Source organism: Streptomyces sp. D2-8 (assembly GCF_023184515.1).
Classification (GTDB): Bacteria; Actinomycetota; Actinomycetes; order Streptomycetales; family Streptomycetaceae; genus Streptomyces.
In genome coordinates this window covers 39935-64002 of sequence record NZ_JAAHBP010000001.1, presented here as the reverse complement: position 1 = coordinate 64002, position 24068 = coordinate 39935, and the positions used below count along the sequence as shown (strand labels likewise).

The window sequence follows — 24068 nt, the reverse complement described above, 5'->3', positions numbered from 1 at the left end:
GACATGGGGAAAACCCTGTGCGCGGGGGGCGTGTTGCCGGGTGCGGTGCGGCGTCAGCAGAGGATCCAGCCGGAGCTGAACTTCCCCCTGCCGACCTGGCCCTTGAGCCAGACGCAGCGACGCCCGGCGTGCACGGTCACCGGGCCCGCGTGGTAGGCGTACTTGCCCTCGTCGACGACGGGCCGGTTGCCGCGCGCCTGCACGCTCACCGACATCTTGCGCTTGGCGCCGGGCTTCTTGGTGCGGGTGACGGCGCAGACGTAGCCGCCGCGCTTGTAGACGAGCACGGTCCCGGTGGAGAACGGCAGGGTGCGGACCTTGCGCCCGGGGCAGAACGCGGAGGTGGCGGCCTGCGCGTCGCCGGGCGCCGCGACGGCGAGCAGCCCGGAGGCGGTCAGCACGGCCAGCCCGAGCGCGAGCCGCCGGCGTATCGCTCCACTGTGCACTGTCGTCCTCCCGTACCGCGTCGTCCGCGACCATCGGCGTACGCCTGTACGGACGCATGACGTATGTCGGATGGTTGCACGAGCGTTACGAAAGCGCCGCCGGCCGCCGCCGTCAGCGGGACGCGCCGACCGGCTCCTCCGGCTCGGCGGCACCGATGAACGTCCGCCACAGCTCCGCGTACCGGCCGCCGCGTGCGAGCAGCTCCTCGTGCGTGCCGTCCTCGATGACCCCGCCGCGGTCCATGACGACGACCCGGTCGGCGCGGGCGGCGGTGGTGAGGCGGTGGGCCACGACGAGAGTCGTGCGGCGGCCCGCGAGGCGGTCGGTGGCCTGGTTGACCTGGGCCTCCGTGGCCAGGTCCAGGGCGGCCGTGGCCTCGTCGAGCAGCAGGACGTCCGGGTCGACCAGCTCGGCGCGGGCCAGGGCGATCAGCTGGCGCTGCCCGGCGGACAGGTTGCGGCCGCGCTCGGCGACCTCGTGGAGGTAGCCGCCCGTAAGCCGGGCGATCATGTCGTGCGCGCCGACCGCGCGGGCCGCCGCCTCGACCTCGGCGTCGGTGGCGTCCGGACGGCCGTAGGCGATGGCGTCGCGGACCGTGCCCTGGAAGAGGTACGCCTCCTGCGGGACCACCCCGAGACGGTGCCGGTACGAGGTGAGGTCGAGGGCCCGCAGATCGGTGCCGTCGACGGTGACCCGGCCGCCGGTGGGGTCGTAGAAGCGGGCCACGAGCTTCACCAGGGTCGACTTGCCCGCGCCGGTCTCGCCGACGAAGGCGACGGTCTGCCCGGCGGGGATGCGCAGGTCGACTCCGTCCAGGGCCTCTTCGTCGTCACCGTAGGCGAAGTGCACGTCCTCGAAGGCGATCTCGCCCCGCAGGGACGGGACGTCCAGGGGTTCGTCGGCGGACTTCGTCGACGTCGGCTCCTGGAGCAGCTCCCGGATGCGGCCCAGCGAGACGGACGCCTGCTGGTAGCCGTCGAAGACCTGGGACAGCTGCTGCACGGGCGCGAAGAACAGGTCGATGTAGAGCAGGTACGCCACCAGCGAGCCGATCGCCAGCGTGCCGTTGTCGACCCGGGCACCGCCCACGATCAGCACGGCCGCCGCGGCCACCGACGACAGGAACTGCACGAACGGGAAGTAGACCGAGATCAGCCACTGGCCCCGGATGCGCGCCTGGCGGTAGCTGTCGCTGCGCTCGGCGAACCGCCGCCCGCCGTCCCGCTCGCGCCGGAAGGCCTGCACGATCCGCAGCCCGGACACCGACTCCTGCAGGTCGGCGTTGACCGCCGAGACCCGCTCTCGGGCCAGTTCGTACGCCTTCACGCTCGCCCGGCGGAAGAAGTACGTGGCGATGATCAGCGGCGGCAGCGTCGCGAAGACGACCAGCGCGAGCTCCACGTCGATCACCAGCAGGGCGACCATGATGCCGAAGAAGGTGACGACCGAGACGAAGGCCGTGACCAGGCCCGTCTGGAGGAACGTCGACAGCGCGTCGACGTCGGTCGTCATCCGGGTCATGATCCGCCCGGTCAGCTCACGCTCGTAGTAGTCGAGCCCCAGGCGCTGGAGCTGGGAGAAGATCTTCAGCCGGAGCGAGTACAGGACCCGCTCGCCGGTGCGCCCGGTCATCCGGGTCTCGCCGATCTGGGCAGCCCACTGCACGGCCACCGTCAGCAGCCCGAGCAGGGCCGCCGCCCACACGGCGCCGAGCGCGGCCTGGGTGACGCCCGAGTCGATGCCGTGCCGGATCAGCACGGGCAGCAGCAGGCCCATGCCCGCGTCGGTGGCGACCAGGGCGAGGCTGACCAGCAGCGGCAGCCCGAAGCCGCGCAGCAGCCGGCGCAGGCCGTAGGACTCCTCCGGCTGGACGGCCTTCGACTCGTCGACGTCCGGCACGTCGGTCGCCGGGGGCAGCGCCTCGACCTGGGCGAGCAGCTCGGGGGTCGCGGGGCTCTCGGCGAGGGCGGCGTCCTTGCGCTCGCGGTCGCCGGTCCACAGCCGCGGGGTGACCCCGCGCTCGGCGTCGTACTCCGCGTCGAGCTCGTCCCGTACGGAGGTGTCCTCCTGGGGGCAGGCCGGCTGGGTGTGGCCCGGGGAGACCGCGCCCAGCTCGTCCGGGTCGGTGAGCAGGCGCCGGTAGAGGGCGGAGCGCCGCTGGAGTTCCTCGTGGGTGCCGATGTCGGCGAGGCGGCCGCCGTCCAGGACGGCGATGCGGTCGGCGAGGTTCAGGGTGGAGCGGCGGTGGGCGATCAGCAGGGTCGTGCGGCCCCGCATGACGCCCTTGAGGGCCTCGTGGATCTCGTGCTCGACCCTCGCGTCCACGGCGGAGGTGGCGTCGTCCAGGACCAGCAGGCGCGGGTCGCTGAGGATGGCGCGGGCGAGGGCGACGCGCTGGCGCTGGCCGCCGGAGAGGGTGAGGCCGTGCTCGCCGACCGTGGTGTCGTAGCCCTCGGGCAGCTCGCTGATGAAACGGTCCGCCTGGGCGGCGCGGGCGGCCTTCTCGATCTCCTCCTGGGTCGCGTCCGGGCGGCCGTAGGCGATGTTGCTGCGGACCGTGTCGGAGAAGAGGAACGAGTCCTCCGGGACCAGCCCGATCGCCGCCCGCAGCGACTGAAGGGTCAGCTCCCGTACGTCGTGCCCGCCGACCAGGACGGCCCCGCGGGTGACGTCGTAGAAGCGCGGCAGGAGGAGGGACACGGTGGACTTGCCGGAGCCGGAGGAACCGACGACGGCGAGGGTCTCGCCGGGACGGATCTCGAAGGACAGGCCGTCGAGGACGGTGCGGTCGTCGTCGTAGCCGAAGGAGACGTCGTCGAACTCGACCGTCGCGGGGGCGTCGGCGGGCAGGTCCTTGCGGCCGTCCTCGATCGACGGCTCGGTGTCGATCAGCTCCAGGACGCGCTCGGTGCCGGCGCGGGCCTGCTGGCCCACGGTGAGGACCACGGCGAGCATGCGGACCGGGCCGACGAGCTGGGCGAGGTAGGTGGAGAAGGCGACGAACGTGCCGAGCGTGATGTGCCCGCGTACCGCGAGCCAGCCGCCGAGGGCCAGCATCGCGACCTGGCCGAGGGCGGGGACGGCCTGGAGGGCCGGGGTGTAGACCGAGTTCAGGCGAATGGTGCGCAGCCGGCCGGCGAACAGCCGGCGACCGACCTCCCGGAGCTTGCCGGTCTCCTGCTCCTCCTGCCCGAAGCCCTTCACCACGCGTACGCCGCTGACGGCGCCGTCGACCACGCCCGCGACGGCGGCGGCCTGGGCCTGGGCGTACCAGGTGGAGGGGTGCAGCCGGGTGCGGCTGCGCTTGGCGATCCACCAGATGCTGGGCGCGACGGCCAGGGCGACCAGGGTGAGCGGCCAGGACAGCGACGCCATGATCACCAGGGAGATCAGGAACAGCAGGAAGTTCCCGATCGTCATCGGGAGCATGAAGAGCAGGCCCTGGATCAGCTGGAGGTCGCTGGTCGCCCGGCCGATCACCTGGCCGGTGGACAGCTCGTCCTGGCGGCGGCCGTCGAGCCGGGTGATCGCGCCGTACATCTCCGTCCGCAGGTCGTGCTGGACGTCGAGGGCGAGGCGGCCGCCGTAGTAGCGGCGGATGTAGGTGAGGACGTAGACGACCAGCGCGGCGGCGACGAGGAGGCCGGCCCAGGTGGTCATGTCCCTGGTGTGGTCGCTGATGACGTCGTCGATGATCACCTTGGTGACCAGCGGGACGAGAGCCATCACGGCCATGCCGGCCAGTGAGGAGCCGAGGGCGAGTACGACGTCCTTCGGGTGGCGCCACGCGTAGGCCCACAGTCGTCGTGCCCATCCCCGTTTCGGTGTCACGCCGGTGCCTTCCAGTCGTCGTCCTGAGCTGCCGGAAGGCATCAACGCGGAACGCACCCGTTTTCATCCCCCGGCGCCGCTTGCCCGACCAGGGGACGAGGCACACCCGACCGAGGGCCTAGGCCGTGTCCGCAAAGTCCCGCCTGCCCCGCGACGCCTGGCACGCACTCTCGCCGCACCGGGCGAAGCCTCAAGTACGTCCAGTACGAGGGGCTCCTCCCGGCACGCCGAGAGCACGCACCAGACGCCGCGGGGCCCGCCCTCCGGGCGGACGGCGGGACTTTGCGGACACGGCCTAGGACTAAGGTTGCCGGTCATGATGTCCTCACTCGCCCAGGTGTGGCGGCGACCGCGCTTCGCGCGCGCCGAGACCGTGGTGGCCCTGTGCGCCGCCCTGTGCTGGCGGGGGCTCGCCTTCGCCATGTACGCGGAGGGCTACGACCTCGACCCGAGCGCACCGCGCCAGATGTCCGGGCACACGGAGGTCGCGAGCCTGGCCGTGCTCCTCGCGGTCTCGGTAGCGGTGACCTGGTCGCTGCGTCTGCTGCCCTGGCCGCCGCTGCGCACCGCGGTGGACGCACTCGCCGTCGTGCGGCTCGCCGCGGTGCTGCTGCTGTCCGCGGTGATGGTCCTGGCCCTGCTCACCGGGGTCCGCGTCCCGCTGCTGGGCTGGGAGATGTGATCGGACCTCCCGTTCGGTGAGACCTGTTCGCGCGGGAAGTGACGGTCAGGCTCACCAGGCGGTCGGCCGGGCGAACGTCGGCCGTTCCGGTGAGTCGGCCACTCGGGCAGCCATCCGCCCGACTTGAGGTCGTTTGCCCGGATATGGAAAACATCCTTTCCCCGTGCTCTTCACCCTCCTCGCCTTCGTCAGGAGGTTCCTGGACCTCGGCTGGATAAGGCCGTCAGCTCGCCGCCAGATCCTTGTGGATGACCTTGGCCACGGCCTGGATGGTGGCGATGCCGTAGTTCATCGTGCTGTTGCCGTGGGACAGCACCGTCATCACGTAGTCGTGGCCGCCGCCCTTGAACGCGCCGACGCTGTGCACCCGCCATCCGTTCGTGGAGCGTTGCAGCCAGCCGTTCTTGACGGCCACGCTGACGCCTGAGGGCACTCCGTACGGGGTGCCCCAGCGCTGGGACGAGACGACCTGGCCCATCAGCTTGAGGATGTAGGCGCGGGAGTTGTCGCTCAGGACCGCGTTCTTGGCGGTGAGGAGCTTCAGCAGCTTCTGCTCGTCGGTGACGGTGATCTGGGTGAGGCCCCAGTAGCCGTTCGCGCCGGGCTTGGTCTGCGTCATGCCGGCGGCCTTGAGGAAGTTCTTGATCTTCGTCATGCCGAGCTGCTTCCACAGGGTGGAGGTCGCCGCGTTGTCCGACTTGGTGATCATCGCCTTGGCGAGGGTGTTCTCGCGGTCGGTGAGATACCGGTGCGTCTTCTTCGCGTCCCACAGCAGCGTGGCGAGGACGGCGACCTTGACGACGCTGGCCGAGTCGTAGGCGGAACTCGCGCGCAGGGTGCAGGTCGTGTTGGTGCTGCGGTCGTAGAGGCCGACGGCGACCGTGCCCTTGCGGGTGGCGAGCGCGGCGGTGATGTCCTTCTTCAGCTTGGCGGCGAGCCCGGCCTTGGCGGACGTACACGTCACGGCCGGAGCGGCAGCGGCGGCGGGCGTGGCGGCGACGACGAGCGGCACGAGGACGCCCGTACCCACGGCCGCCGCCAGCACTCTCGCGCGGCGGGATATCCCAGAAGTCATGCACCCCTTGACTCCCGGGCACGGGCGAAAGGTTGCACGAGTGGTGAAGGCTTGTACGAGTCGTTATCGGGGGCCGCCCGCTTTCACAGGCGGCGGCCAGCTTCGGCACAGCGGCCTCCAACCGGGGCTGTCCACCATGCTCGGGTGACATCTGCCACCGAAACCCAGCTCCGCGCCGCCGAGCCGCCTCCGGCCCCGCCGCAGGACGCCGCCACCGCGCCGCGTTGGTCCCTGCCCGCGCTGCTCGCGACCCTCGCCCTGGCGGCGGTGCTCTACTCCTGGAACCTGTCCGGCTCCGGCCTCAACAGCTTCTACAGCGCTGCCGTGCTGAGCGGCACCGAGAGCTGGAAGGCCTGGTTCTTCGGCTCGTTGGACGCCGGGAACTTCCTCACCGTCGACAAGCCGCCGCTCGCGCTGATGGTCATGGGCCTGTCCTGCCGGGTCTTCGGCTACGGCACCTGGCAGATGATGGCGCCGATGATCGCGGCGGCGCTGGCCACGATCTGGATCCTGCACTCCTCCGTGAAGCGGGTGTTCGGGCACGCGGCGGCGGCCGTGGCGGCCCTCGTCCTGGCCCTCACCCCGATCACGGTCGCCATCAACCGGGACAACAACCCCGACACCCTGCTGGTGTTCCTGATGGTGGCCGGCGCGGCACTCGCCCTGCGCGCGACGCGCAACGGCCGCCTGCTGCCGCTGCTCGGCTCGGCGGCCTGCTTCGGACTCGCCTTCAACACCAAGATGCTGCAGGGCTACATCGCGCTGCCGGCCGTGTTCGTGGTCTATCTGTACGCGGCGAAGCCGGCGGTGGTGAAGCGGATCGTCCATCCGGTCCTCGCCGGAGTGGCACTGGCCGTCTCCAGCTTCTGGTGGGCCGCGGCCGTGTCGCTGGTCCCGGCCTCGGAGCGGCCGTACATCGGCGGGTCGACGGACGGCACCGCCTGGAACCTGATCATGGGCTACAACGGCCTCGGCCGGATCCTCGGCGGCGAGGGCAACGGCGGTGGCGGCGGGGGCGGAGGCGGCGGCTTCTCCGGCACCGCGGGCCTCGGCCGGATGTTCAACGACACCCTCGGCGGCCAGATCTCCTGGCTGCTCCCCTTCGCGGGCATCGCGCTCGTCGGCGGCCTGGTGCTGTGCGGCCGTGCCGCGCGCACGGACCTCACCCGGGCCGCGCTCGTGCTGTGGGGCGGCTGGACCGTGCTGCACTACCTGACCTTCGCCCTGGCCGAGGGCACCATGCACCCGTACTACACGACCGCGCTCGCCCCGGGCATCGCGGCGCTGTGCGGAGGCGGCGGGGTACTGCTGCTGCGGGCCTTCCGCGCGGACCGGCGGTGGGTGTGGGTGCTGCCGCTGGCGCTGGGCGTCACGGCGGTCTGGGCCGCGGTGCTGCTGCGGCGGGCGTCGGGCTGGAACACCTGGCTGTGGCCTGCCGTCCTGGTCGTCATGGCACTGGCCGTGGTGGGCCTGTTCGTCTTCCGTTCCGGCACCTCGGGGCTGCGGCTGCGGCTGCTGGCGGTGTCGGTGGCGGCCGCGGTCGTCGCGGCGGTGGCGGGTCCGGCGGCGTACGCCTGGTCGGTTCCGTCGTCGGCAGCGAGTGGCGGCATGGGCGGGACGAACCCGACGGCAGGGCCGACCACCGGCAGCGGCTTCGGCGGGCCCGGCGGCGGAGGCGGTGGTGGCCGGGGGTTCCCGGGCGGGGGCTCGGGTGGTCCCGGTGAGGGAGGCGTGCAGGGCGGCAACGCCCAGGCGGGGGGCGGCATCCCCGGCGGCGGGACGCCCTCCGGCGGGCAGAGCGGGCAGGCTCCCGAAGGGACGGGCACCCCTGGGGGCACGCCCCCGAACGGCAGCGGCACGTCCTCCCAGGACGGCTCCGGCACCGACCGGTCCGGTGGTACGGGCAGCCAGCCCGGCGGCATGCAGGGCGGTGGCGGCATGGGCGGCGCGAGCAGCGAGCTGATCGCGTACCTGAAGAAGCACCAGGACGGCGCCAAGTGGCTGCTGGCGGTGTCGAGTTCGCAGGGTGCCGCCCAGCTCATCCTGAGCAGCGGGGAGCCCGTCATCTCCATGTGGGGCTGGTCCGGCAGCGACAAGGCGATGACGCTCGACAGGCTCAAGGAGCTGGTGAAGAACGGCGAACTGCACTACGTCCAGCTCGGCGGCGGCATGGGCGGCGGCCCCGGCGGCGGCTCCACCGTCAGCTCCGAGGTCACGGCGTGGGTGCAGAAGCAGGGCACGGCGGTGAAGGAGAGCGACTACAGCAACAGTACGAGTGCGGACTCCGCCTCCGGCTCCGGCTCCTCGACGCAGTCCGGTCAGTCGGCCGTCTACCGACTGGACGCCTCCGACGTCAGCTGACCCGACCCGACCGCGCACCGGCGAACGGCCCCGACCCCTCGGTCCGGGGCCGTTCCCGCGTCCCCGATCATGGAGACCGGTGTCCGGCGAACGGGTGAAGGGAAACGCAGCGGTGGGCTACTGCCTCGAGATGAGCACCGGCGACATGAGAACGGTGGTGCGGCTGCTCACGGCGGTGGAGCGGACCGAGCAGCAGGAGCGCACGCTCACCCGGGTGCGCACGGAGTGCGAGCGGACCGACGCCCGCTTCCAGGAGCAGGGCATCGACCTCGACGTCTCCATCAGCCAGGCCTTGGACGAGCTGATCGACGGCGCCCCGAGCACCGACCTCTGCCCCTCGTACAGCTACGCCTTCTACCAGGCCGTCGCGGCGCACTTCTCGGACCCCACGGACCTCGGCGCCTGGCGCCGGCCGACGTGGTTCCACGCCATGGACGACGAACTGGCCCGGCACGGCGTACCGTCCGACCTGCTCCCGGGCACGTTCCTGTTCAGCGGCCCGCCGCTGCGGCTGCCCCACCCCGGCGACGCGGTGCCCGCGATCGGCACCCTGCCGGCCCACCGGGCCGCCGCCCTGGCCGATGCCTACGAGGCCGCACTCGACCGTCTGGATCCCGAATTCCGCGGCCCGGCCCGCCGGTTCACCGAGGTCATGCGGTTCGAGGCGGAGGAGTGGGCGAGCGCCCGCGAGCTCGGGAGGAATCCGGACACGCTGCTCTTCTGGTTCCACTGACACCTGCCGGAACTCTTGACGCCGCCTTTCCCGCCGGGATACTTGCGTCGACAGCGCGCCAACTGCCGTGTCGTTCAAGGACGTTGTGCGGACGGCGGTGCCGATTGTCCGAGATCCCGAACGTCGTACGAAGTTTCGCAAATTTCGTGACGGCCACCCCCACCGGAGGATCCGCACATGAACCCACGCAAGGCACTCGTGGCCGCCCTGACCGCCGCGCTGCTGGCCGGCCCCGGCGTCGCCCAGGCCGCCACCCCCCAGGCCCCGCCCGCCCCCGCCCGGGAACGCGCCGCGGCGGCCACCATCACCTGGTCCCTCGTCCGCGCGAGCAACCCCACCGCGGACCAGCGCTCGGCCTACGACCTCATCACCCGGGCCATGAACGCGGCGGTGGCCCGCTACAACAACCTCAGCGACCTGGGCAAGACCCTCACCGTCCGCTACGAGCCGGGCGTCCCCACCGCCGACGGCAACATCAACGGCACCATCCGCTTCGGCAGCAACCGCAGCTACATGAACGAGCGGACGGCCCTGCACGAGATCTCCCACACCATCGGCGTGGGACTGAGCGGGGGCTGGTCCCGCCTCGGCGGCAGCGGCACCTGGACCGGCGCGCAAGCCACCGCCCTCGTCAGGCAGTACGACGGCTCCGGCGCCAAGATCTCCACCGGCGGCGGTCACTTCTGGCCCTACGGCCTGAACTACGACAACGAGTGGTCGGGCACGGCGGCCGACCGCCACGTCCGCATAGTCGCCGCGATGGTCCGCGACGGTCTCTGACCGGTCCGGCCGGCGCTCACCCCAGGTGCGTCGGCGCGAACATCCGCAGCACGGCCGGGAGCAGGACCACCGAGGGCCCGGGCGCCTGAAGCGCCTTCGCGAGGTCCCGCTCCAGGTTCTCCGGGGTCGTCCGGACCCCGGGGACGCCGAAGGACTCCGCCAGGGCCACGTAGTCGGGCCGGGTCAGTTCCGTCCCGGTCGCCTCGCCGAACGTGTCGGTCATGTACTCGCGCAGGATGCCGTAGCCGCCGTCGTCCACGATCAGCCAGGTGACGTTCAGGCCGTACTGGCGGGCCGTCGCCAGCTCGGCGATGGAGTACAGGGCCCCGCCGTCGCCGGAGACGGCGAGGACCGGCTGCGTCGGGTCGGCCGCCGCCGCGCCGAGTGCCGCGGGGAAGGCGTAGCCGAGGCCGCCGGCGCCCTGGGCGGAGTGCATGTGGTTGGGGCCCTTGGCGTCGAAGGCCGACCAGGCCCAGTAGGCCAGGATCGTCATGTCCCAGAAGGACGGGGAGCCGGCCGGGAGCGCCCTGCGGACGGACGCCAGCACGTCCTGTTCCAGGGTGAGTTCCTGCGCGGCGATGCGGTCGGCGACCTTCGCGAGCAGGTCCCGGACCCGGTCCGCGGCCGTCGCGTCCTCGCGGGCCGGCACCGTCTCCAGCAGGGCCTGCAACGCGAGGCGGGCGTCCGCGTGGATGCCCAGCGCCGGGTGGTTGGACTCCAGCTTGCCGAGGTCGGCCTCGATCTGGACGACCCGGCCGCGGGGCTTGAACGTGTGGTAGTTGGAGGACAGTTCGCCGAGGCCCGAGCCGACGACCAGGAGGACGTCGGCGTCCTCCAGGAAGTCGGTGGTGTGCCGGTCCTCGATCCACGACTGGAGCGACAGCGGGTGCGTCCAGGGGAACGCGCCCTTGCCGCCGGGCGTGGTGACGACCGGTGCCTGGAGCCTGACCGCCAGCTGCTTCAGCTTGCCGGAGGCGTCCGCCCGGACCACTCCCCCGCCCGCGATGATCGCCGGGCGGGCCGCCTTCGCCAGCAGATCGGCGGCCACGGCGGTCAGCTCGGGGCGCGGCGGCAGCTCCTCGGGGAAGGCGTCGCCGCCCGTCACCACCGGGATCGACGTCCCGGCGAGCAGCACGTCCTGCGGGATCTCCACCCACACCGGACCGTGCGGGGCGGTCAGCGCCGATTTCCAGGCCGCCTCGATGGCGGAGGGGATCTGTGACTGGGTGCGGACGGTGTGGACGGACTTGACCACGCCCCGGAACGAGGCGGCCTGGTCCGGGAGTTCATGGAGGTAGCCGTGCCGGCCGCCGCCGAGGCCCGCGGTCGGGACCTGACTGCTGATCGCGAGCACGGGCGCGGAGGCCGCCGCCGCCTCATGGAGCGCGGCCAGCGAGGTCAGGGCGCCCGGCCCCGTCGACAGCAGCAGCGGAGCGGCCTCACCGGTGATCCGGCCGTAGGCGTCCGCCGCGAACCCGGCGTTGTTCTCCACCCGCAGGCCGATGTACCGCAGGTCCGAGCGGCGCAGCGCGTCGAACATGCCGAGCGCGTGCTGGCCGGGCAGACCGAAGACGGTCGTCGCGCCCAGCCCGGCCAGCGTCTCCACGACCAGGTCTCCGCCGCTGCGGCCGTCAGGCGGGTTCAGGGCGGCCTCCGTCTGGGCGGGCGTCGGACGGAGCACCAGGTCGTGGTCGTGAGTCACTTCGCGCGGGCCTCGGCAATCTGGCGGGACATGATCGTGGTCAGTTCGTACGCGGTGTGGGAGGCCGCCACCGACGTGATCTCCGCGTGGTCGTACGCGGGGGCCACCTCGACGACATCGGCCGACACCAGGTTGCAGGATGCCAGGCCGCGCAGGATCTCCAGCAGTTCGCGGGAGGTCATGCCGCCGGCCTCGGGGGTGCCGGTGCCGGGGGCGTGGGCCGGGTCGAGGCAGTCGATGTCGATGGAGATGTACAGCGGCCGGTCGCCGATGCGCTGGCGGAGCTGGTCGGCTACCTCGTCGGCACCGCGCCGGTAGACGTCGGCCGAGGTGACGATGCCGAAGCCCATCTTCTCGTCGTCGGTCAGGTCCTGCTTGCCGTAGAGCGGGCCGCGGGTGCCGACGTGGGACAGGGCGGAGGTGTCGAGGATGCCCTCCTCGACCGCGCGGCGGAACGGCGTGCCGTGCGTGTACTCGGCGCCGAAGTAGGTGTCCCAGGTGTCGAGGTGGGCGTCGAAGTGCAGCAGGGCCACCGGGCCGTGCTTCTTCGCGACCGACCGCAGCAGGGGCAGCGCGATGGTGTGGTCGCCGCCGAGGGTCATCAGGCGGGCGCCCGTGCCGAGCAGGTCGTCCGCGGCGGCCTCGACGGTCTCCACGGCCTCGTTGATGTTGAACGGGTTCACGGCGATGTCGCCGCCGTCCGCGACCTGGGCGAGAGCGAAGGGCGAGGCGTCCTGCGCCGGGTTGTACGGGCGCAGCAGCCGGGACGCCTCACGGATCGCGTTGCCGCCGAAGCGGGCGCCCGGCCGGTACGAGACGCCCGAGTCGAACGGCACGCCCACCACCGCGACATCGGCCCGGCCGACCTCGTCCAGCCGGGGCAGCCGGGCGAAGGTCGCCGGTCCCGCGTACCGCGGAACGCGGGAGGAGTCGACGGGCCCGCGCGGAGTCTCGTTGCTGCTCATGAAGAAATGCCTTCTTTCCTACGCTTCATCGCGTATGTACTGCTTGCTCTACGACTCTACTGGGGAGCCGGGACCGGTTCGGACGCGCGTTCGGGGGATCGTCGGGCCGTGGTCGACGGCCCTGGGGCCCTCATCGATCGGTGTCGCCGACGGGTGACGAGGACTGACCTTAGGTGGCCGCAAAGCGACTGCGAAGTGTACGTTTCATCCATTCGAGCCGGCCCCGAATGGAGGGAACGCACACCATGCCCGACCCGGCGGTCCCGCCCACTCCGCCGGTAGGGCTGCCCGCCCTGCTGGCCCGGGAGGACCTGGCCCTGCGGCAGCTCGCGGGGCCGTCCGCCCCCGGCGTCGTCGTCCACTGGGTGCACACCTCCGAGATGGCCGACCCGTACCCGTATCTGCTGGGCGGGGAGCTGCTGCTCACGGCGGGCGTGCACGTCCCGCAGGCGGCGGGCCCGGACTACTTCGACGCCTACGTGTCCCGGATCGTGGCGGCGGGCGGCGCGGCCCTCGGCTTCGGAGTGGCGCCCGTGCACGACACGGTGCCGGAGGCGCTGGCCGCCGCCTGCGACCGGCACGGGCTGCCGCTGCTGGAGGTGCCGCCCCGGACCACGTTCTCGGGCGTGGCCCGCGCGGTCTGGCAGCTGATGGCCCAGGCCCGCCTCTCCGAACTCCGCCGCGTGACGGAGGCCCAGCAGAGCCTCGCCTCCGCCGCGTCCCGGCCCGACCCGGTCCCCTCCGTGCTTCGCCGGCTCGCCCAGCGGCTGGGCGGGTGGGCGGTGCTGTACGGACCGGAGGGCTCGGAGATCGCGACGGCGGGGCGGGAGCCCGGGGAGGGGCCGCGGGGGGCGCTGGCGCGGTTGGCGGGGGTGGTACGGCCGGAACGTCCGGGGGCGGGGGCGGGTGCCGAGCAGCAGAGCGCCACCGCCTCACGTACGGGCGCGCCCCCGCAAGCCGACCCCGCGCCGCGAACCGGCGCGGCCGGGGGGCGGGCGGCCGAGGACGGGGCGGTCCGCTCCCACGCCGCCCAGCGGCCGGACGCCCCACCCGATCCCTCCGCCCAGGCCTCACCCGCCGACCCCGGCCGCCCCGCCCCCACCTCCGCCACCGACACCAGCGCCGGCCTCCACCTCGCCGCCTACGGCCTGGGCGCCGGGCACGGGTTCGTGCTCGGGGTCGCCACGCCGCAGCGGACGCCCGGGGACCACACCGTCGCCAGCGTCGCCTCCGTACTGCTCTCCCTGCTCACCGGCGAGCAGCAGAGCGGCACCGGCGCGGCCCGTTCCTCCGCCCTGGTCCGGCTGCTGCTGGGCGCCGCGCCCGAGGAGGTCGCGCCGCTGCTCGGCGACGGGCCGTGGGCCGTCGTGCACGCGCGGCCCGAGACGGAGGGCGCCCCCGGCCCCGTCGCGGCCTCCGCGCTGGGCGCCGCGCTCGGTTCCGCCCTGGTCGACCCGGCCGGCGAGACCGTACGCGTCCTCGTCCCGGCCGACCGGGCACCGGCCGTCCCGCTGCCCGGCTGGACCCTGGGCGTCAGCGCCGCCGTCGCCCCGCACGACTGGCCCGCCGCCGACACCCAGGCCGCCCGCGCCCTGGCCCGGGCCCGCGCCACCCGCGCCCCGCTGCTGAGGCACAGCGCACGCCCCGCCCTCGCCGGCCTGGTCCCGCCCGGCGAGGCGACGGCCCACGCCCGCACGCTCCTCGCCCCCGTCACGGACCACCCGTCCCTCACCGAGACCCTGCGCACCTGGCTCTCCCTGCACGGCAGTTGGGACCGCACGGCCGTCGCCCTGTCCGTGCACCGCAACACCGTGCGGCAGCGCATCGCCCGCTGCGCGACGCTGCTGGAGACGGACCTGGACGACCCGGACGTACGGATGGAGCTGTGGTTCGCGCTGCGGCACATCTGAGTACGTGAGCGGTGCAGCTCTGAGTACGTGACGCACATCCCAGCGTTCGATACGCCAGGGACGCCCACAGTCGGCTGCCTCACAATGGATGCCATGCCGATATCCGGGACACCCAGCCGCGCCGAACTCGTCGAGCACCTCGTCAGGACGCGCATCGCGGGCGACGTCGCCACCCCCCGCGAGAACAACCTCTCCCACTACCGCAAGCTGGCGAACAGCGACCGTCACTACTGGCTCGGGCTGGAACTCGGCGACCGCTGGAGCGACGAGCAGGACGTCCTCGCGGTGATGGCGGAACGGGTCGGCGTGAACGACGACCCCGAATACCGGTACGGCCAGGACACCATCGACCCGGAGCTGACCGTCGACGGCCTGGAGCGGATGGCCGGGCGGCTGCGCAAGGCGGCGGACGGGCAGCAGCGCGTCCTCTTCGCCACCGGCCACCCGGGCGGCCTCCTCGACGTGCACCGCGCGACCGCGGCGGCGCTGCGCGCGGCCGGCTGCGAGATCGTCGTCATCCCGGACGGGCTGACGACGGAGGAGGGCTACGTCATGCAGTTCGCGGACGTGGCGGTGCTGGAGCACGGCGCCACCCTGTGGCACACCCACTCGGGCGAACCCATGAAGGCCATCCTGAAGACCCTGGAGCGCGAGGGCCGCCCGCTGCCCGACCTGGTCGTCGCCGACCACGGCTGGGCGGGCTACGCGGGGCAGCACGGCGTCGACTCCGTCGGCTACGCCGACTGCAACGACCCGGCCCTCTTCATCGCCGAGGCCGAGGGCACCGTGCAGGTGACGGTGCCCCTCGACGACCACGTGGTCAGCCCCCGCCACTACGACCCGATGACGGCGTACCTGCTGGCGGAGGCGGGCCTCAGCCAGTGACCGGCTCGCGCGGGACGCGGACCACGCCCTCCTGGATCACGGTGATGGCCAGCCGCCCGTCCTGCGTGTAGATCCGGGCCTGCCCCAGTCCCCGGCCGCCGTACGCGGACGGGGACTCCTGGTCGTACAGCAGCCACTCGTCGGCGCGGAACGGCCGGTGGAACCACATCGCGTGGTCGAGCGAGGCCCCTACGACGTCCCCGACGGCCCAGCCGCCGCGCCCGTGCGCGAGCAGCACGGAGTCGAGCAGCGTCATGTCGGAGACGTAGGTGGCGAGGACGACGTGCAGCAGCGGGTCGTCAGCGAGCTTGCCGTTGGTCCGGAACCACACCTGCGAGTGCGGCTCGCGCGGCTCGCCGAACGTGCCGTACGGCGGCTCGTCGACGTACCGCAGATCGACGGCGGCGCGGGCCTCGATGAACTTCTCCACCACGGCCGGGTCGAGATGCGCGTACCCGCGCAGCCGCTCCGCACCGGTGGGGAGGCTCTCGGGGTCGGGCGAGGCGGGCATCGGTTCCTGGTGATCCAGTCCGTCCTCGTACGTCTGGAAGGACGCCGAGAGATGGAAGATCGGCTTGCCGTGCTGGACGGCGACCACCCGGCGGGTGGTGAAGGAGCGGCCGTCGCGGATCCGGTCGACGGTGTAGACGATGGGCGCGCCGGGGTCGCCGGGGCGCAGGAAGTACGCGTGCAGCGAGTGCGCGGGCCGGTCCTCGGGGACCGTGCGCCCGGCGGCGACGAGCGCCTGGGCCGCGACCTGGCCGCCGAAGACCCGGGGGACGACGGCGGACCGGGACCGGCCGCGGAAGATGTCCTCCTCGATCTGTTCGAGGTCGAGCAGATCGAGGAGGTCCTGTAGTGCCTGACTCATGGGGTAGTTGTACCGGCCAGTGATCGCGTGCCGGTGTCGGGGGCCTTACAGCCCCATGTCCTTCGCGATGATCGACTTCATGATCTCGCTGGTGCCGCCGTAGATGCGGTTGACGCGGTTGTCCGCGTACAGGCGGGCGATCGGGTACTCGTTCATGTAGCCGTAGCCGCCGTGCAGCTGGAGGCAGCGGTCGATGACGCGGTGGGCGACCTCGGTGCAGAACAGCTTCGCGGAGGCGGCCTCGGCGGGGGTGAGCTCACCGGCGTCCAGGGCCTCGGTCGCGCGGTCGGCGACGGCCTCGGCGGCGTCCACCTCGGCCTGGCAGGCGGCCAGCTCAAACTTGGTGTTCTGGAAGTGCGCGACGGGCTTGCCGAAGACGGTGCGCTCCTGCACGTACTGCTTGGCGAACCGGACCGCGGCCTTGGCCTGGGCGTAGGCGCCGAAGGCGATGCCCCAGCGCTCGGAGGCCAGGTTGTGGCCCAGGTAGGAGAAGCCCTTGTTCTCCTCGCCGAGGAGGTCCTCGACGGGCACCTTGACGTCGACGAACGCCAGCTCGGCGGTGTCGGAGGTCTTCAGGCCGAGCTTGTCGAGCTTGCGGCCGACGGAGTAGCCCTCGGACTTGGTGTCCACGGCGAAGAGGGAGATGCCGTGGCGGCGGTCCTCGGCGGTCGGGGCGGCGGTGCGGGCGCAGACGATCACGCGGTCGGCGTGCACGCCGCCGGTGATGAAGGTCTTGGCGCCGTTGAGGACGTAGTGCGTGCCGTCCTCGGAGAGCTTGGCGGTGGACTTCATGCCCGCGAGGTCGGAACCGGTGCCCGGCTCCGTCATCGCGATGGCCCACATCTCCTCGCCGGAGACGAACTTGGGCAGGAACCGCTTCTTCTGCTCGTCGGTGGCGAGCATCTTGATGTAGGGCAGGGCGAGCAGCACGTGCACGCCGGAGCCGCCGAACTGGACGCCGGCACGAGCGGTCTCCTCGTACAGCACGGCCTCGAACTTGTGGCTCTCCAGGCCCGCGCCGCCGAACTCCTCGGGGACGTTGATGCCGAAGATGCCCAGCTCACCGAGCTTGTAGTAGAAGTCGCGGGGCGCCTGGCCGGCCGCGAACCACTCGTCGTACACGGGTACGACCTCGGCCTCGATGAAGGCGCGGATGGTCTCCCGGAACGCCTCGTGATCCTCGTTGAACACCGTACGGCGCACGCCGCCACCTCCACGACTTCGCATGTCTAAGCGCTTGCTCAGTCAAGATACCGGCGAGTATCGAGACGCGTCCAGGGTGGGGGCGGGGTAACGCTCGTCACGCCGGTCACGCCCGGCGGGCGCGGGGACCCCGCGCGTCAGCCTTCCGCCGCCGCAAACGCCCCCCTGGCCATCCGGTGCAGCAGCTCCGCCATGGCCCCCCGGCCGGGCAGCGACCCCGCCCTCCCCAGATGCGGCGTCGAGTTCAGCAGCCCGAACACCGAGTGCACGGCCGACCGCGCCGCGGGCTCCCCGAGCTCCGGGTACACCTCCCGCACCACCCCGACCCACAACTCCACGTACTGCCGCTGCAACTGCCGCACCATCTTCCGGTCGGTGTCCCGGAGGCGGTCCAGCTCCCGGTCGTGCAGGGTGATCAGAGGCCGGTCGTCGAGCGCGAAGTCGATATGTCCCTCGATCAGCGAGTCGAGGACCGCCTCCGCGCCACCCCCGTCCGCCTCCGCCAGCCTCCGCTTCGCCCCGGTCAGCAACTGCCCGCTGATCCCCACCAGCAGCTCCGCGAGCATCGCGTCCTTGCCCGCGAAGTGCCGGTACAGCCCGGGCCCGCTGATCCCGACCGCGGCACCTATCTCGTCGACTCCGACCCCGTGGAAGCCCCGCTCGGCGAACAGCCGCGCGGCTTCCTTGAGGATCTGCTCACGGCGGGTGGGGGCGTCGGTTCTGGTGGCCATGAAAACAATTCTAGACAGGGAGGTTAGCGGTCGTTAACCTGAAGGAAATGCGTTAACGCTCATTAACAAGGTGAGGGGACCCGCAGGATGCACGAGGCACCGGAGCTCACGAGCGCGGCAGACCCCGCGTCGGAGGCCTTTCGGGCCAACGAGGAGGCGCACCACACCCTCGTCGAGGAGCTGCGCAGCAAGCTCGCCGCGGCCGCGCAGGGCGGCGGCGACAAGGCCCGCGCCCGCCACACCGCGCGCGGCAAGCTGCTCCCCCGCGACCGCGTGGACACCCTCCTCGACCCGGGCTCGCCGTTCCTGGAGCTGGCCCCGCTCGCGGCCGACGGGATGTACGAGGGCCAGGCCCCGGCCGCCGGCGTCATCGCCGGCATCGGCCGGGTCAGCGGCCGCGAGACGGTGGTCATCGCCAACGACGCCACGGTCAAGGGCGGCACCTACTACCCGATGACGGTCAAGAAGCACCTCCGCGCCCAGGAGGTCGCCCTCGACAACCGCCTCCCCTGTGTCTACCTGGTGGACTCCGGCGGCGCCTTCCTCCCCATGCAGGACGAGGTCTTCCCGGACCGCGACCACTTCGGCCGCATCTTCTACAACCAGGCCCGCATGTCCGGAGCCGGCATCCCCCAGATCGCCGCCGTCCTCGGCTCGTGCACGGCCGGCGGGGCGTACGTCCCGGCGATGAGCGACGAGGCGGTGATCGTCCGCAACCAGGGCACGATCTTCCTGGGCGGCCCGCCCCTGGTGAAGGCGGCCACCGGCGAGGTCGTCACGGCGGAGGAACTGGGCGGCGGCGAGGTCCACTCCCGCGTCTCGGGCGTCACGGACCACCTCGCGGAGAACGACGCCCACGCCCTGCGCATCGTCCGCACCATCGTCTCCACCCTCCCCGCGCGCGGGACGCTCCCCTGGGAGGTCACCGAGGCGACCGAACCCAAGGTCGACCCGCACAGCCTCTACGGCGCGGTCCCGGTCGACTCCCGCACCCCCTACGACGTACGCGAGATCATCGCCCGGGTCGTCGACGGCTCCCGCTTCGCCGAGTTCAAGTCCGAGTTCGGCCAGACCCTGGTCACGGGCTTCGCCCGGATCCACGGCCACCCGGTGGGCATCGTCGCCAACAACGGCATCCTGTTCTCCGAGTCCGCGCAGAAGGGCGCCCACTTCATCGAGCTGTGCGACCAGCGCGGCATCCCGCTGGTGTTCCTGCAGAACATCTCGGGCTTCATGGTCGGCAAGGACTACGAGGCGGGCGGCATCGCCAAGCACGGCGCCAAGATGGTCACGGCGGTGGCCTGCACCCGCGTGCCGAAGCTGACGGTCGTGGTCGGCGGCTCGTACGGCGCGGGCAACTACTCCATGTGCGGCAGGGCGTACTCCCCCCGCTTCCTGTGGATGTGGCCGAACGCCAAGATCTCGGTCATGGGCGGCGAGCAGGCCGCCTCGGTCCTCGCGACCGTCAAGCGGGACCAGCTGGAGGGCCGCGGCGAGTCCTGGCCCGCGGAGGACGAGGACGCCTTCAAGGCCCCGATCCGCGCCCAGTACGAGCGCCAGGGCAACGCCTACTACGCGTCGGCCCGCCTCTGGGACGACGGTGTGATCGACCCGCTGGACACCCGTCAGGTCCTGGGCCTGGCCCTGACCGCGTGCGCCAACGCGCCCCTGGGTGACCCCCAGTTCGGCGTCTTCCGGATGTGAGGGGACGGACGACGATGTTCGAGACAGTGCTGGTGGCCAACCGCGGCGAGATCGCCGTACGGGTGATCCGTACGCTGCGGTCGATGGGCGTGCGCTCGGTGGCCGTCTTCTCCGACGCGGACGCCGACGCCCGGCATGTCCGCGAGGCGGACACGGCGGTCCGGATCGGCCCGGCTCCCGCGTCGATGAGCTACCTGTCGGCGGAGCGACTGCTGGAGGCGGCGTCCCGTACGGGCGCGCAGGCCGTCCACCCCGGCTACGGCTTCCTCGCGGAGAACGCCGCCTTCGCGCGCGCCTGCGCCGAGGCGGGCCTGGTCTTCATCGGCCCTCCGGCGGACGCGATCGCGCTGATGGGCGACAAGATCCGCGCCAAGGAGACAGTCCAGGGGGCCGGGGTACCGGTCGTGCCCGGCGGGCGCGACCCGGATCTGGCCGAGGCGGCCCGCGAGCTGGGCGCGCCGGTGCTGCTGAAACCCAGCGCGGGCGGCGGCGGCAAGGGCATGCGCCTGGTGCGGGACCTGACCCGGCTGGAGGACGAGATCGCCTCGGCCCGCCGTGAGGCCCGGGCCTCCTTCGGCGACGACACGCTCCTCGTGGAGCGCTGGATCGACCGCCCCCGTCACATCGAGATCCAGGTCCTGGCCGACGGCCATGGGAACGTGGTCCACCTCGGGGAGCGCGAGTGCTCCCTCCAACGCCGCCACCAGAAGATCATCGAGGAGGCGCCGAGCGTCCTCCTCGACGAGGAGACCCGGTCCGCGATGGGCGAGGCGGCGGTCCAGGCGGCCCGTTCCTGCGGCTACCGGGGCGCGGGCACGGTGGAGTTCATCGTCCCCGGCAACGACCCGTCGTCGTACTACTTCATGGAGATGAACACCCGCCTCCAGGTGGAGCACCCGGTCACCGAGCTGATCACCGGGCTGGACCTGGTGGAGTGGCAGCTGCGGGTGGCGGCCGGGGAGCCCCTGGCCTTCGCCCAGGAGGACGTACGGCTGACCGGTCACGCGGTGGAGGCCCGCATCTGCGCCGAGGACCCGGCCCGCGGCTTCCTCCCCTCCGGGGGCACGGTCCTGCGACTGCGCGAGCCGCAGGGCGACGGTATCCGCACCGACTCGGGCCTCACCGAGGGCACGGAGGTCGGCAGCCTCTACGACCCGATGCTCTCCAAGGTCATCGCCTACGGCCCCGACCGCGCGACCGCCCTGCGCAAACTCCGTGCCGCCCTGGCGGAGACGGTCACGCTCGGCGTGCACACGAACGCCGGGTTCCTGCGCCGGCTGCTCGCCCACCCTGCCGTGGTCTCCGGCGACATGGACACGGGCCTGGTCGAGCGGGAGGCCGAGGGACTGGTCCCCACGGACGTACCCGAGGAGGTGTACGAGGCGGCGGCGGCCGTACGCCTGGAAGCCCTGAAGCCGGAACCGGGCGGCTGGACGGACCCCTTCTCGGTGCCGAGCGGCTGGCGCCTGGGCGGCGAACCGAAGCCGGCCGCCTTCCACCTACGGGTGCAGGAGGCCCTGGAGTACACCCCGCGCGGCACGGCCACGGTCACCGGCGACCGGGTCGCGGTGACGCTGGACGGCGTCCGCCACACCTTCCACCGCGCCGCCGACTGGCTCGGCCGCGACGGCGACGCCTGGCACGTGCGCGACCACGACCCGGTGGCCGCGTCCCTGACCGGGGCGGCGCAGGCGGGCGTCGATTCCCTCACCGCGCCGATGCCCGGCACGGTGACGGTCGTCAAGGTCACCGTCGGCGACGAGGTGAGCGCCGGTCAGAGCCTGCTGGTGGTGGAGGCGATGAAGATGGAGCACGTCATCTCCGCGCCGCACGCCGGCAAGGTCACCGAGCTGGACGTGGCGCCCGGCTCCACGGTCGCCATGGACCAGGTGCTGGCGGTCATCGCACCGCACGAGGAGGTGGCGGAATGACAGTCCCGGGGCTCCCGATGGTCGTCCCGAGCAGGGAACTGCCCACCCGCGTCCGCATCCACGAGGTCGGCGCGCGCGACGGCCTGCAGAACGAGAAGGCGACGGTCCCCACGGAGGTCAAGGCGGCGTTCATCCGCCGGCTGGCCGACGCGGGCCTGACCACGATCGAGGCGACGAGCTTCGTCCACCCGAAGTGGGTTCCCCAACTGGCGGACGCGGAAGCGCTGTTCCCGATGGTCGGCGATCTCCCGGCGGCCCTCCCCGTCCTGGTCCCGAACGAACGCGGCCTGGACCGCGCCCTGGCGCTGGGCGCCCGTCGGGTTGCGGTCTTCGCCAGCGCCACGGAGTCCTTCGCCAAGGCCAACCTCAACCGCACGGTGGACGAGGCACTGGCGATGTTCGAGCCGGTGGTGACACGGGCGAAGACCGAAGACGTCCACGTCCGCGGCTATCTCTCCATGTGCTTCGGCGACCCGTGGGAGGGCGCGGTCCCGATCCCCCAGGTGGTGAAGGTCTGCCGGGCCCTGCTGGACATGGGCTGCGACGAACTGAGCCTGGGCGACACGATCGGCGTGGCGACCCCCGGCCATGTCGTCGCGCTCCTCGCCGCCCTGGACGAGGCGGGCGTCCCGCCCACCGCCCTCGGCGTCCACTTCCACGACACCTACGGCCAGGCCCTCGCCAACACGCTCGCGGCGCTCCAGCAGGGCGTCACCACGGTCGACGCCTCGGCGGGCGGCCTGGGCGGCTGCCCGTACGCGAAGTCGGCGACCGGCAACCTGGCCACCGAAGACCTCGTGTGGATGCTGCGGGGCCTCGGCATCGACACCGGAATCGACCTCGGCCGCCTCGTCGCCACGAGCACGTGGATGGCCGCCCACCTGGGCCGACCCAGCCCGTCCCGCACCGTCCGAGCTCTGTCCCACGAGGACACCGAGGAGCAGTGATCACCATGGACTACCGTCTCTCCCCCGAACTGGAGGAACTCCGCCGTACGGTCGAGGAGTTCGCGCACGAGGTGGTGGCGCCGAAGATCGGCGACTTCTACGAGCGGCACGAGTTCCCGTACGAGATCGTCCGGGAGATGGGCCGCATGGGCCTGTTCGGCCTGCCGTTCCCCGAGGAGTACGGCGGCATGGGCGGCGACTACCTGGCCCTCGGCGTGGCCCTGGAGGAACTGGCGAGGGTCGATTCCTCGGTAGCCATCACGCTCGAAGCCGGCGTCTCGCTCGGCGCGATGCCGATCTTCCGCTACGGCACCGAGGCCCAGAAGCGGGAGTGGCTCCCCCGCCTCTGCTCGGGCGAACTCCTGGGCGCGTTCGGCCTGACGGAGCCGGACGGCGGCAGCGACGCGGGCGCGACCCGTACGACGGCGCGTCTGGACTCCTCGACGAACGAGTGGGTCATCAACGGCACGAAGTGCTTCATCACCAACTCGGGCACGGACATCACCGGGTTGGTGACGGTCACGGCGGTCACCGGCCGCACCCCGGAGGGCAAGCCGCACATCTCCTCGATCATCGTCCCGTCCGGCACCCCCGGCTTCGCGGTCGCGGCCCCGTACTCGAAGGTCGGCTGGAACGCGTCGGACACCCGCGAGTTGTCCTTCACCGACGTCCGCGTCCCGGCGGCGAACCTCCTGGGCGAGGAGGGGCGCGGCTACGCCCAGTTCCTCCGCATCCTCGACGAGGGCCGCATCGCGATCGCGGCCCTGGGGACGGGCCTGGCGCAGGGCTGCGTCGACGAGTCGGTCAAGTACGCCCGGGAACGCCACGCCTTCGGCAAGCCGATCGCCGCGAACCAGGCCATCCAGTTCAAGATCGCCGACATGGAGATGAAGGCCCACACGTCCCGCCTCGCCTGGCGCGACGCGGCGGCCCGCCTGGTCGCGGGCGACCCCTTCAAGAAGGAAGCGGCCCTGGCCAAGCTCTACTCCTCCACGGTGGCGGTCGACAACGCCCGCGAGGCCACCCAGATCCACGGCGGCTACGGCTTCATGAACGAGTACCCGGTCGCCCGCATGTGGCGCGACTCCAAGATCCTCGAAATCGGCGAGGGCACGAGCGAGGTTCAGCGGATGCTGATCGCAAGGGAGTTGGGGTTGGTCGGCTGAGCGACGGACCGGGGCCGTAGCCCCCGGCCATACGGGCGCGGTGACTCGGATCACCGCGCCCGTCCGCATTCGCGCTCCCACCCCCGGGCACACCCCCCAGGGCCCCCCTGGACACATCTTGAGGTTAGGCTAACCTAAGTCTCA

At 72.3% G+C, this 24068-nt stretch carries 18 protein-coding genes; 10 read left to right on the top strand and 8 right to left on the bottom strand.

What is annotated here, in order from left to right; translation table 11 throughout:
* Nucleotides 1-53 precede the first annotated feature (53 nt).
* Together G3I77_RS00275 and G3I77_RS00270 are read right to left on the bottom strand one after the other, a co-directional pair.
* A complete protein-coding gene (locus G3I77_RS00275) occupies nt 54-446 on the bottom strand; it encodes a hypothetical protein (RefSeq protein ID WP_248500366.1) in 393 nt (130 codons plus the stop codon).
* Nucleotides 447-558: 112 nt separating this feature from the next.
* Nucleotides 559-4278 carry an ABC transporter ATP-binding protein gene (locus G3I77_RS00270; protein WP_248500365.1) on the bottom strand — a complete coding sequence of 1240 codons (3720 nt, stop codon included), beginning with the start codon at nt 4276-4278 and terminating at the stop codon, nt 559-561.
* A gap of 316 nt (nt 4279-4594) precedes the next feature.
* Between G3I77_RS00270 and G3I77_RS00265 the strand changes: the two genes are divergently transcribed.
* Nucleotides 4595-4960: a hypothetical protein gene (locus G3I77_RS00265; protein WP_248500364.1), complete on the top strand. Its 366-nt coding sequence runs from the start codon at nt 4595-4597 to the stop codon at nt 4958-4960.
* Between the two features lie 223 nt (nt 4961-5183).
* Here the strand turns inward: G3I77_RS00265 and G3I77_RS00260 are convergent, their stop codons facing one another.
* Nucleotides 5184-6035 (bottom strand): serine hydrolase, encoded by an 852-nt coding sequence (locus G3I77_RS00260; protein ID WP_248500363.1) that lies wholly within the window; start codon nt 6033-6035, stop codon nt 5184-5186.
* Between the two features lie 144 nt (nt 6036-6179).
* On the opposite strand from G3I77_RS00260, the gene G3I77_RS00255 reads away from it, so the two are divergent.
* The 3 genes from G3I77_RS00255 (at nt 6180) to G3I77_RS00245 (ending at nt 9909) form a co-directional block, all read left to right on the top strand.
* Nucleotides 6180-8396, top strand: coding sequence for a glycosyltransferase family 39 protein (locus tag G3I77_RS00255; protein WP_248500362.1), 2217 nt, complete (start codon nt 6180-6182; stop codon nt 8394-8396).
* 130 nt (nt 8397-8526) lie between these two features.
* Entirely contained in the window at nt 8527-9129 is a 603-nt protein-coding gene (locus G3I77_RS00250) for a hypothetical protein (protein WP_248500361.1), read from the top strand.
* Nucleotides 9130-9306: 177 nt separating this feature from the next.
* Nucleotides 9307-9909, top strand: coding sequence for a hypothetical protein (locus tag G3I77_RS00245; protein ID WP_248500360.1), 603 nt, complete (start codon nt 9307-9309; stop codon nt 9907-9909).
* Between the two features lie 16 nt (nt 9910-9925).
* Here the strand turns inward: G3I77_RS00245 and G3I77_RS00240 are convergent, their stop codons facing one another.
* Together G3I77_RS00240 and speB are read right to left on the bottom strand one after the other, a co-directional pair.
* Entirely contained in the window at nt 9926-11611 is a 1686-nt protein-coding gene (locus G3I77_RS00240; RefSeq protein ID WP_248500359.1) for a thiamine pyrophosphate-binding protein, read from the bottom strand.
* Nucleotides 11608-12576: an agmatinase gene (gene speB, locus G3I77_RS00235; protein ID WP_193458894.1), complete on the bottom strand. Its 969-nt coding sequence runs from the start codon at nt 12574-12576 to the stop codon at nt 11608-11610. Before speB ends, G3I77_RS00240 begins: the two co-directional genes overlap by 4 nt.
* Nucleotides 12577-12821: 245 nt before the next feature.
* On the opposite strand from speB, the gene G3I77_RS00230 reads away from it, so the two are divergent.
* Together G3I77_RS00230 and G3I77_RS00225 are read left to right on the top strand one after the other, a co-directional pair.
* The gene (locus G3I77_RS00230; protein ID WP_248500358.1) at nt 12822-14486 is read left to right on the top strand and encodes a PucR family transcriptional regulator; all 1665 of its coding nucleotides are present in this window, start codon (nt 12822-12824) and stop codon (nt 14484-14486) included.
* Nucleotides 14487-14579: 93 nt separating this feature from the next.
* On the top strand, nt 14580-15371 hold the full coding sequence (locus G3I77_RS00225) for a phosphatase (RefSeq protein ID WP_248500357.1): 792 nt from the start codon (nt 14580-14582) through the stop codon (nt 15369-15371).
* Here the strand turns inward: G3I77_RS00225 and tesB are convergent.
* The 3 genes from tesB to G3I77_RS00210 all read right to left on the bottom strand — a co-directional run bounded on the left by tesB (nt 15361) and on the right by G3I77_RS00210 (nt 18176).
* Complete coding sequence (gene tesB, locus G3I77_RS00220) at nt 15361-16242, bottom strand: acyl-CoA thioesterase II (protein ID WP_248500356.1); 882 nt, start codon at nt 16240-16242, stop codon at nt 15361-15363. The genes G3I77_RS00225 and tesB overlap by 11 nt on opposite strands.
* A 45-nt stretch (nt 16243-16287) precedes the next feature.
* Nucleotides 16288-17445 (bottom strand): acyl-CoA dehydrogenase family protein, encoded by a 1158-nt coding sequence (locus tag G3I77_RS00215; protein WP_248500355.1) that lies wholly within the window; start codon nt 17443-17445, stop codon nt 16288-16290.
* A gap of 137 nt (nt 17446-17582) precedes the next feature.
* On the bottom strand, nt 17583-18176 hold the full coding sequence (locus G3I77_RS00210) for a TetR/AcrR family transcriptional regulator (RefSeq protein ID WP_248500354.1): 594 nt from the start codon (nt 18174-18176) through the stop codon (nt 17583-17585).
* Between the two features lie 87 nt (nt 18177-18263).
* Between G3I77_RS00210 and G3I77_RS00205 the strand changes: the two genes are divergently transcribed.
* From G3I77_RS00205 to G3I77_RS00190, 4 genes are read left to right on the top strand one after another with little or no spacing between them, the layout of a single operon-like run.
* Nucleotides 18264-19880 carry a carboxyl transferase domain-containing protein gene (locus G3I77_RS00205; protein ID WP_248500353.1) on the top strand — a complete coding sequence of 539 codons (1617 nt, stop codon included), beginning with the start codon at nt 18264-18266 and terminating at the stop codon, nt 19878-19880.
* A 14-nt stretch (nt 19881-19894) separates the two neighbouring features.
* Nucleotides 19895-21811 carry a biotin carboxylase N-terminal domain-containing protein gene (locus tag G3I77_RS00200; protein ID WP_248500352.1) on the top strand — a complete coding sequence of 639 codons (1917 nt, stop codon included), beginning with the start codon at nt 19895-19897 and terminating at the stop codon, nt 21809-21811.
* Nucleotides 21808-22758: a hydroxymethylglutaryl-CoA lyase gene (locus G3I77_RS00195; protein ID WP_248500351.1), complete on the top strand. Its 951-nt coding sequence runs from the start codon at nt 21808-21810 to the stop codon at nt 22756-22758. The genes G3I77_RS00200 and G3I77_RS00195 overlap by 4 nt, the downstream gene beginning before the upstream one ends.
* A gap of 5 nt (nt 22759-22763) precedes the next feature.
* Nucleotides 22764-23924, top strand: coding sequence for an acyl-CoA dehydrogenase family protein (locus G3I77_RS00190; protein ID WP_248500350.1), 1161 nt, complete (start codon nt 22764-22766; stop codon nt 23922-23924).
* Nucleotides 23925-24068: the final 144 nt, after the last annotated feature.

Coding starts and splice junctions, on each gene's coding strand:
- G3I77_RS00265 (WP_248500364.1), top strand. CDS start 4,595: ATGATGTCCTCACTCGCCCAGGTGTGGCGGCGACCGCGCTTCGCGCGC.
- G3I77_RS00260 (WP_248500363.1), bottom strand. CDS start 6,035: ATGACTTCTGGGATATCCCGCCGCGCGAGAGTGCTGGCGGCGGCCGTG.
- G3I77_RS00250 (WP_248500361.1), top strand. CDS start 8,527: ATGAGCACCGGCGACATGAGAACGGTGGTGCGGCTGCTCACGGCGGTG.
- G3I77_RS00245 (WP_248500360.1), top strand. CDS start 9,307: ATGAACCCACGCAAGGCACTCGTGGCCGCCCTGACCGCCGCGCTGCTG.
- speB (WP_193458894.1), bottom strand. CDS start 12,576: ATGAGCAGCAACGAGACTCCGCGCGGGCCCGTCGACTCCTCCCGCGTT.
- G3I77_RS00230 (WP_248500358.1), top strand. CDS start 12,822: ATGCCCGACCCGGCGGTCCCGCCCACTCCGCCGGTAGGGCTGCCCGCC.
- G3I77_RS00225 (WP_248500357.1), top strand. CDS start 14,580: ATGCCGATATCCGGGACACCCAGCCGCGCCGAACTCGTCGAGCACCTC.
- tesB (WP_248500356.1), bottom strand. CDS start 16,242: ATGAGTCAGGCACTACAGGACCTCCTCGATCTGCTCGACCTCGAACAG.
- G3I77_RS00210 (WP_248500354.1), bottom strand. CDS start 18,176: ATGGCCACCAGAACCGACGCCCCCACCCGCCGTGAGCAGATCCTCAAG.
- G3I77_RS00205 (WP_248500353.1), top strand. CDS start 18,264: ATGCACGAGGCACCGGAGCTCACGAGCGCGGCAGACCCCGCGTCGGAG.
- G3I77_RS00200 (WP_248500352.1), top strand. CDS start 19,895: ATGTTCGAGACAGTGCTGGTGGCCAACCGCGGCGAGATCGCCGTACGG.
- G3I77_RS00195 (WP_248500351.1), top strand. CDS start 21,808: ATGACAGTCCCGGGGCTCCCGATGGTCGTCCCGAGCAGGGAACTGCCC.
- G3I77_RS00190 (WP_248500350.1), top strand. CDS start 22,764: ATGGACTACCGTCTCTCCCCCGAACTGGAGGAACTCCGCCGTACGGTC.